Below are 9,269 nucleotides of genomic sequence, written 5' to 3' on the forward strand. Positions count from 1 at the left end.
CCCGATGTGGAGCGGCTGCTGGAAGGCTTTGCCTTCCTGACCGGCAAACTCCGTGAAAAAGTCGAAGACGAATTCCCGGAGCTGACACACTCCCTGCTCAACATGCTCTGGCCCAACTACCTGCGGCCTGTGCCCAGCTGCACCATCATGCGCTTTGACCCGCAATTGCATGCGATCAGTGAGCGCCAGACGGTAGAGCGCCACACCGAAATTAAAAGCCGACCCTTGGGCGAGCCCAGTCGGCAAACCCAGTGCCGGTTCCGAACCTGCCGGGCCGTGGACATCTTTCCGGTCAGCGTGGCCGATGCCCATGCCGAGCATTCCCGGGAAGTCTCCTCAGTGACCGTGGATCTCGCTCTGCATACCGACCAGCCACTGAACAGCCTGGGTCTCGATAGCCTGCGCTTTTACCTGGGTGGCGATAATCACACCGCAGAAACCCTGTATCTTTGGCTGAACCATTACCTCAGCCGCATGGAGCTGGTGATAGGCGGCAACGTCTACAGTTTGCCGTCATCGCTGTTGCAGCCGGTGGGATTTGCCACCGACGAAGCTATTCTTCCGTACCCGAAGAACGCCTACGCCGGATACCGGATTATTCAGGAATACCTGAGTTTTCCGGAAGCTTTCCGGTTTATCGATATTGGTGGCCTGAAATCCCGACTGCCGGCGGTGCAGGCCGATGAAGTCAGCCTGCGCTTTCACTTCAGCCGGATACTGCCACCGGATGCCCGGGTAACGCGGGACTCCATGCAACTTTACTGCACGCCGGCGGTAAACCTGTTTCATCACGAAGGCGAACCGGTAGACCTGAATGGTCGGCAGACGGAATACCGTATTTCACCGTCCAGTCGTTGTCCGGAGCACTTTGAAGTGTTCAGCATTGAACAGGTTGAAGGCTGGCTCGAAGGCCGTTCCGGGCGCGGTGAGCCGCGCCTGTACACCGCCTTCGAGAGCTTTCAGCACGAAGTAGAACGAGATCGTGGCCGTGCTGCTCTGTACTACCGGGTTCGCACCCGCGAGAGCGTGAGGGGGGATGGTTTTGATCACTATATATCCTTTGTGCGCGGTGACGAATCCGAATGCATGAGCCGGCAGGAAGCGGTCTCGCTGACCCTTACCTGCACCAATCGCCAGCTGCCCCAGCAGCTGGCGGTCGGCGAAATCTGCATGGCGACGGAAACCACGCCGGCGTTTGCCTCGTTCAGCAACATAACCCGGCCAACCGCGACCTTGCGTCCGACTCTGGATGGCAGTCTGCTGTGGACACTGATCTCCAATTTGTCCTTGAACTACCTGTCGATGCTGGATGTAGATGCGCTACGCACGGTACTGCGGGTGTATGACTTCCGGGCACTGGTGGATCGCCAGGCAGAGCGAGTGTCGCAAAAGCGGCTAGCGGGCATCAGCGACATCACCACCCAGCCAGTGGACCGGATGGTCCGCGGATTGCCGGTGCGAGGTATTCGTTCGGTGTTGAAGTTGGATCAACAAAATTTTGGCAGCGAAGGCGATCTTTACCTGTTCGGTACCGTGCTGAGCCGGTTTTTTGCGCTCTACGCCAGTATTAATGCCTTTCACCAGCTGGAAGTGGTCAACACAGAGAATCAGGAACGCTACACATGGACGTTACAGCAAGGTCAGCAGCCGCTGATGTAGCCGGGCTGGAACCCGTTCTCGGCAACGCGCGGCGATACAGTTTTTTTCAGTTGGTGGACTTGATTCATCGGCATCACGGTGACGATCTGGAAAACACTGGCAATAGCGAGCCGCAGCAAGAGCGTATCCGGTTTTCGGCGTCGGCCGGGCTCGGCTTTCCCGGCAGTGATGTGGTGTCGGCGTATTCGCCGGAGCACGAGCATGCGCCTTATCAGATGGAAGTGAGCTTTCTGGGATTGCACGGTTCCCAGTCGCCGTTACCGGGTTATTACCTGGAAGACCTGGCCTGGGAGGCGGGCCAGAACTTGGGGGTGCGCCGGCATTTTCTGGATTTTTTCAACCACCGGTTGGTCACCCTGTTCCACCGGGCTTGGCGCAAGTACCGGTACTACGTGCGGTTTCAGCCAGGAGCCAGCGACGGCTTTTCCGAGCTGGTGTTTTCCCTGGTGGGTCTGGGTGACAGCCGTCTGCGAGACGCAACACCGGTCAACTGGTCCAAGATGCTGGCCTACGCTGGCCAGATGGCGGGGCGCAGCCGGTCACCGGAAGTGGTCAGCGGTATTGTCGCGCATTGCTTTGATCTGGAAGACGTCAGCATTGAGCAGTGGGTGCTGCGCAAGGTCGCCATTGCGGAAGATCAGCAAACCCGTCTGGGCCAGGCCAACGCCAGTCTTGGTCAGGATACGCTGACAGGTTCAAGCATCCGGGACCGCAGCGGCAAGTTCATTCTGCGCCTGCACAACCTGAGTCGTCAGAGATTTGCCGACTTTCTGCCCAATGGTCGCGATCACGAGCGCCTGGTGAAGCTGGTGGAGTTCAGTACCCGGGAGCAGCTGGCCTATGACCTGGAGCTGCAGATGCGGCCCAAGGATATCCGTCCCATACAACTGGGTGAGGATGTGCGCCTGGGCTGGAATTCATTTGTAACACCCGAGCGGGCTCGTGAGCGCCCAGCGGTGCGAATCCAGATAAGACGTTAAGGCAAGGAGCCAAAAACGTGGGACATCAAACAACAGCGCTTAAGCTGGTCATCATTAACCCGACCGAAACCGGCGGCGGTGCCAGTATCGAGCATCGGTTCAGCATCTCCGGTGGCTCCATCGGCACTGCTGCCAATGATACCTGGCGATTGTCGCCGCACCGCACGGGCGCCGTTGCGGGCCACGCCGAAGTGCGTTATCTGGATGGCGGCTTCTGCCTGATTGACCGCAGTGGCAGAACCTACATTAACAGTAGCAGTCAGCCGGTCGGTCGGGGTCGGCGAGCTCGTCTGAACCACGGCGACACACTGACCATCGGTCGCTATCGGATGCGGGCGGAGCTGAACGACGAGACGGTCGATCGCTCGGAGCTGGATGATGATTCAGGCCAGGACCGCCGGCTGGTGGATATGGAGGAAGGCGATTTGCTGCGCTCCAGTTCACGCCGGTCGGTGCCCGAAGGACGAGAGCCACTGGAAGGCCTGAAAGTGCCGGCCAGCGAACGGGTCAGCGACGACCCGCTGGCACCCTGGCAGCAGATCGGCAGCGAACCCCGAGACGATACCCCGGAACTGCTGGCCAGTGACAAAGCCTGGTTTGCCCGCTCGGCAAACGTCAGTGATGAGTACCGGGAAAATCGGGATGTGGCCATGGGCCTGCCGGTCAATCGGAATGCCCGGAACAACGAACATCAGATACAGGAGCGACACGGAATGTCAGACACCAAAACCCCGGCAAGGGATGCCAGCCGTCAGCACATCAGCGGCGCACCATTAATGCGTGGCCTGGGTGCAGACGTCGAATTTGCTGACAGCGACGACATGCAGTTGTTTCTTGAAGAAGCCGGCGAGACCTTGCAGGCAACGGTGCAGGGGCTGCTTGCTTTGCATCTGGGCGAGGATTCTCGCCATCGCGCACTGCGCACTCGCCTGCAGCCGATCGAGGATAACCCGCTGCGGTTGGGTGACGATTACGCCGGGACCATCCAGACCTTGTTCGCCGCCGAACGCAGCCCAGTGCACCTTTCTGCCCCGGCTGCGGTTCGGGAGAGTCTCGAAAGTCTGAACCACCATCAGCAGGCGACACAGGCCGCCATTCGGGAAGCACTGGAAGCCATTCTTTTTGCCTTCTCACCGGAAGCCCTTCTGCGCCGCTTCCACGGCTATCGCCGTGGCCTGCAAGACAATGAAGACGAAGGCCGTTGGGCCTGGAACATGTACCAACACTACTACCAGGAACTCAGATCCAGTCGTCAGCAAGGCTTCGAACGCCTCTTTCAGGAGGTATTTGATCAGGCTTACGACCAACACTTGCGCCAACTACAGAGGGAGAGCCTTTCATGAAGTACTGCAAATGGAGCTTGCTGGCTATTGTCATGCTGATCATGGGGTGCAGCACCCCGTATAACGCGGTCACCAAAACCGCCAAGGTACTGTGGGACCCGTCAATCCCGGTGGGTTATCCGGAAGATCTGCCCAGCCGCGTAGCCCTGACCATGCTGGCGGAGCCAGACGTGAACCCGAACGAATCGCTGGCACCGACGCCCATCGCTTATCAGATTATCGAACTGCGGGATAGCTCCCTGCTGATGGCCGGCGACTTTGACCAGCTGTTGAATAACCTGAAAGGCTCTCTGGGCCGCAACTATGTCGATCACAGCGATTACACACTGGTACCAGGCCAGTTCAAGTACGTCGAGCCGTTTGAAATCAGCAAAGATACCCGGTTTATCGGTGTGATCGCCTTTTACGCTTACCCTAATCTGTCGCAGTGGAAGAAAGTGGTCAAGGTAGATCCCGTCGGCGATACCTACCATCTGCTGGTTAACCTGCGTGACCGTGAAGTGCAACTCAGACGTTCGGAAGATACCTGATGACAGCCACCAATCGAGTTGTCTGGAGCGACGGGCTGTTCATCAAACCCCAGCACTTCCAGCAACAACAACGTTATCTCGAACACCAGATTAATGAACGGGCGCTGGCGGTCTCGGATTACCTTTATGGCTTCAGTGACCTAGAGCTGAACGCCGAGTATCTGAGCTTTGGTCGAGTGGGGCTGGTGCGGGCGTCCGGATTGTTTCCCGATGGCACTCGCTTCAACCTGCCCCAGGATGATGTGATGCCGGAGCCCCTGGAAATCACCGATGCGTCGGTGGCCAACCAGGTGGTGTATCTGGCGTTGCCGCTGGGCAGCGACACCCTGGCCGAGGTGGAGTGGCCGGATGCCCCGGTGGCGGGACGGTTTCGTGCCCAGACCATGGAAATTCGCGATCTGCACTCCATTGACGGTGACGCCCACAACATCGACGTAGGCCGGGTCGCACCGCGCCTGATGCTGGAGCGGGACGATCGCAGCGCCTATGCGGCCCTGGCCATCGGCCGGATTCTGGAAAAACGCCCGGATGGCAGTCTGGTGATGGACCCAAATTTTCTGCCGACCATGCTGAGCGTGCGCTCTGCGCCGCGTTTGCAGCGGTTTGTCGGGGAGATGGCCGGACTGATGCAGGAACGGGCCCGCAACATTGCCGAGCGTGTCGGTGCGCCGGGGCAGGGCAGTGTTGCTGACGTTTCCGACTTCATGCTGCTTCAGATGCTGAACCGGGCGCATCCAAAATTTATGCACCTGGCTCGATTGCGCCAGTTGCATCCGGAGCGCCTGTACGAGGCGTTGCTGGAGCTTTGCGGTGAGTTGGTGACCTTTACCGACGAAAGCCGGATGCCGAAGGAATTTACGCCCTACGATCACGATCTGCCGGAAGGCTGCTTCAGCCCGTTGATGCAAGTGCTGCGTCAGGCGCTGAGCACCGTGCTGGAGCCCCGTGCGTTGTCGATCACTCTGCAGCAGCGCCAGTACGGCTTGACCGTGGCGCCAGTGCAAGACGGCCAGATCATCAAGGATTCTGAGTTCATCCTGGCGGTGAAAGCCGACATGCCGCTGGACGACCTGCGCAAGCAGTTTACCCAGCAGTGCAAAGTGGCGTCGGTGGAGAAGATTCGAGACCTCATCAGCCTGCAGTTGCCGGGTATTCCGTTGTCGGCACTGCCGGTGGCCCCGCGCCAACTGCCGTATCACGCCGGTTTTGTGTACTTCCGGCTGGACGACCAGAGCCAGGCCTGGCAAATGCTCGACAACGCCAGTGGCTTTGCCTTCCACGTGGCGGGCAGCTACCCGGGGCTGGAAATGCAATTCTGGGCAATCAGGAACTAAATCATGGCAAATGCACCGGTAATGGACAGACCAGGCAACACCAGGGATTCGGGTGATCATGCCTTCAGTGACCTACTGTTTGCGGACGCCGGCCACGGCGGCTCCCGAAGCGAATTCGACAACGCCGGTTTCCAGCTCCGGGGGCTGGAAGCAAACCGCCTGATCGACGCCGCCACGCCGCTGCTGGGTTTGGTGATCCGGGTGCGCCGGCTGGCGGACTTCCGGGACGTGGAAAACCTGTACCAGCAGGTGGTGGACGAAGTCGCCGCCATCGACCGCGAGCTGGTCGAACAGGGCTATGAGCGCCCGACCGTGGTGGCCTATCGCTACGTCTTGTGCGCCTTCATTGACGAGGCGGTGCTGGGTACCGACTGGGGTGCCCACAGTGTCTGGTCCCAGCATTCGCTGCTGTCGCGCTTCCACAACGAAACCTGGGGTGGCGAAAAGGTTTTTGCCATCCTCGCCCGCATGGAAAAGGAACCGGATCGCTACCGCGACATGCTGGGCTTCATCCACCTGTGCCTGTGCCTGGGTTTTGAGGGCCGCTACAAGGTGATGGAAAACGGCCGGGACGAATACGATCAGATTGTTCGCGGCCTGTACGAGCAACTGCGCAACCTGCGCGGCGACCGCGACCGGCAGCCGCTGGCCGACGCCTCCGAAAACGTCGCGCCGGCGCGCAACCGCCTGCGCAGTGGCTTGCCCCTGTGGGGTATCGGCGGCCTGTTTGTACTGGCCACGGCCGGAATATTCCACCTCTATAACGTCGCGCTGAACGAACGCATCAGGGATGTGCTCAGCGTACTGGACCAACTACCGAAATAAGGATATCACTGTGATTCGGGTAGAACTGCCGGCGCTGATCGGGCGCCTCAACACCATTTCTCGCCAGGCTCTGGAAGCCTCCGCCGCCTTATGCATCAGCCGACAGGGCGCCGAGATCACTCCGGCCCATCTGCTGTTCAAGTTGCTGGAAACGCCGTTTTCCGATGTGCGTCAGATCCTGGAACACACCGGCATCAACCACCAGCACCTGCAACCGCTGGTGGGCGACAGCCTGAATGGCGAAGCGCAAAGCGCCGAGCCCTATCCGTCGTTCTCACCGCTGCTGGTCGAGCTGTTACAGGACGCCTGGCTACTGGCCTCGGCCGAACTGGGCCATACCGAACTGCGCTCCGGTGCTGTGTTGCTGGCCCTGCTGATGAACGCCGACCGTTACCTGATGCCTCGGGTGGCTCAGGCGCTGGTAGACATCAACCGGGAGCAGCTACGCAAGCAGTTCGAACGGGTGACCGAAGGCTCGGCCGAACGCCCGCAACTGGCCGAGAACGGTGCCGGCAAACCGGTAGCTGAGACGGACATGGACCCGCTCAAGCGCTACGCCACCGACTTCACCAAACTGGCACGGGAAGAAAAACTGGACCCGGTGGTATGCCGCGATGCCGAAATCGACCAGATGATCGACATCCTTTGCCGCCGTCGCAAGAACAACCCCATTGTGGTGGGTGACGCCGGCGTGGGCAAAAGCGCCCTGGTGGAAGGCCTGGCCCTTCGTATTGTGAATGGCGACGTACCGGACCGCCTGAAAACCGTCGAACTCTGGACCCTGGATATGGGCGCCTTGCAGGCCGGAGCTTCTGTCAAAGGCGAGTTCGAGAAGCGCCTGAAGGGCGTGATCGAAGCCGTTAAAGGCTCTGTTACGCCAATCATCCTGTTCATCGACGAAGCCCACACCCTGATCGGTGCCGGCAACAGCGAAGGCGGCTCCGATGCTGCCAACCTGCTGAAGCCTGCTTTGGCCCGGGGCGAGCTTCGTACTATCGCAGCGACCACTTGGCGCGAGTACAAGAAATACTTCGAGAAAGACCCGGCTCTCAGCCGCCGCTTCCAGCCGGTCGCGCTGGATGAGCCGACACCGGGCGAAGCCGTCCACATCCTCCGTGGCCTGCGCACCGTCTACGAAAAAGCCCATCAGGTCCTGGTCGCCGACAGTGCCCTGAAAGCCGCCGCGGAAATGTCTGCCCGCTATCTGGCCGGCCGCCAGCTGCCGGATAAAGCCATCGACGTGCTAGACACCGCCTGCGCCCGGGTCAGCCTGAATCTGAGCACACCGCCACGCCGTCTCAGCCACGTGCGCAGCGAATTGCACCAACTGGCCATGGAACAGCAACTGCTGAGCCGGGAACACACCCTCGGCCAGAGCGTGGATGCCCAGCGTGAACAGGAACTTGAACAACGGATTGCCGACCTGACCGCCGAAGCCGAAGCCCTGGAACAAAGCTGGAACGACCAGCGCGACCTGGTGGCCCGGCTGGTCGGCATCCGCGAACAGCTGTTGCTGGGTGATGTCGAAGCCGAAACCACCGCTGACGCCGCTGTTGAGTTGGCCGAGAGCGATCACGAAGAACGCCCGGACCTGAAAAGTGAAGCCGGCGCTATTGAACAGGAGCTGGCCGAACTCCAGGCCGACGAACCCCTGGTCCATGCCCGCGTCGACGCCCGTCAGGTGGCCGAAGTCATCGCCGACTGGACCGGCATTCCTGTCAATCGCATGACCACCGACGAGCTGGAGAAAATCACCCACTTGCCGGCGTACCTGCAGGCCCACATCAAAGGCCAGGACACCGCCATCGACTGCCTGCACCAGCACCTGCTCACCGCCCGCGCCGACCTGCGCCGCCCCGGCCGCCCCATGGGCGCCTTCCTGCTGGTGGGCCCCAGCGGCGTCGGCAAAACCGAAACCGTGGTGCAACTGGCCGAACTGCTTTACGGCGGCCGCCAGTTCCTCACCACCATCAACATGTCTGAATACCAGGAGAAACACACCGTCTCCCGCCTGATCGGCTCACCTCCAGGCTATGTCGGCTTTGGCGAAGGTGGCATCCTCACCGAAGCCATCCGCCAGAAACCCTATTCCGTGGTCCTGCTCGACGAAGTCGAAAAAGCCCACCCGGAAGTCCTTAACCTGTTCTACCAGGCCTTCGACAAAGGCGAACTGGCGGACGGCGAAGGCCGGTTGATCGACTGCAAAAACGTCGTCTTCTTCCTCACCTCCAACCTCGGCTACCAGACCATCGTCAACCACGCCGAAGCACCGGAAAAGATCGAAGAAGCCCTGTACCCGGAACTGGCCAACTTCTTCAAACCCGCGTTGCTGGCTCGAATGGAAGTGGTGCCCTATTTGCCGCTGGGCGAAGACACCCTCAACCGAATCGTCGGCGACAAACTCCAGCGCCTGGCCGACCAGATCAAAGCCCGTTACCACACCGACGTGGAGCTGGAAGACGGCCTGGTAGAAGCCATCCGCAGCCGCGCCACCCGAAGTGAAAACGGCGCACGGATGCTGGAATCGATCATCGAAGGCGAACTATTGCCACCGGTGTCCCTGGCGCTGCTGGAAAAACTGGCGGCAAGGGAGCCGGT

Annotated in this window: 7 protein-coding genes; all 7 read left to right on the plus strand. The window is 60.3% G+C overall.

All coding sequences use genetic code 11. The annotated features are described in order from the left end of the window. A partial coding sequence (gene tssF, locus IBX51_RS13215) for a type VI secretion system baseplate subunit TssF (RefSeq protein WP_291831752.1) occupies nucleotides 1-1,659 on the plus strand: 1,659 nt, incomplete at its 5' end. Further along, nucleotides 1,623-2,639, plus strand: a complete 1,017-nt coding sequence (gene tssG / locus IBX51_RS13220; RefSeq protein ID WP_291831753.1) for a type VI secretion system baseplate subunit TssG — start codon at nucleotides 1,623-1,625, stop codon at nucleotides 2,637-2,639. The genes tssF and tssG, both read left to right, overlap by 37 nt. Nucleotides 2,640-2,656: 17 nt before the next feature. After that, complete coding sequence (gene tagH, locus IBX51_RS13225; RefSeq protein WP_291831754.1) at nucleotides 2,657-3,982, plus strand: type VI secretion system-associated FHA domain protein TagH; 1,326 nt, start codon at nucleotides 2,657-2,659, stop codon at nucleotides 3,980-3,982. Then, nucleotides 3,979-4,512, plus strand: coding sequence for a type VI secretion system lipoprotein TssJ (gene tssJ, locus IBX51_RS13230; RefSeq protein WP_291831755.1), 534 nt, complete (start codon nucleotides 3,979-3,981; stop codon nucleotides 4,510-4,512). Before tagH ends, tssJ begins: the two co-directional genes overlap by 4 nt. Next, nucleotides 4,512-5,846, plus strand: a complete 1,335-nt coding sequence (gene tssK, locus IBX51_RS13235) for a type VI secretion system baseplate subunit TssK (protein ID WP_291831756.1) — start codon at nucleotides 4,512-4,514, stop codon at nucleotides 5,844-5,846. The genes tssJ and tssK overlap by 1 nt, the downstream gene beginning before the upstream one ends. 3 nt (nucleotides 5,847-5,849) lie before the next feature. Beyond that, a complete protein-coding gene (gene icmH / locus IBX51_RS13240; RefSeq protein WP_291831757.1) occupies nucleotides 5,850-6,671 on the plus strand; it encodes a type IVB secretion system protein IcmH/DotU in 822 nt (273 codons plus the stop codon). Then, a partial coding sequence (gene tssH / locus IBX51_RS13245) for a type VI secretion system ATPase TssH (RefSeq protein WP_291831758.1) occupies nucleotides 6,637-9,269 on the plus strand: 2,633 nt, incomplete at its 3' end. The genes icmH and tssH, both read left to right, overlap by 35 nt.

This window comes from Marinobacter sp., assembly GCF_014859525.1.
Lineage (GTDB): Bacteria > Pseudomonadota > Gammaproteobacteria > Pseudomonadales > Oleiphilaceae > Marinobacter.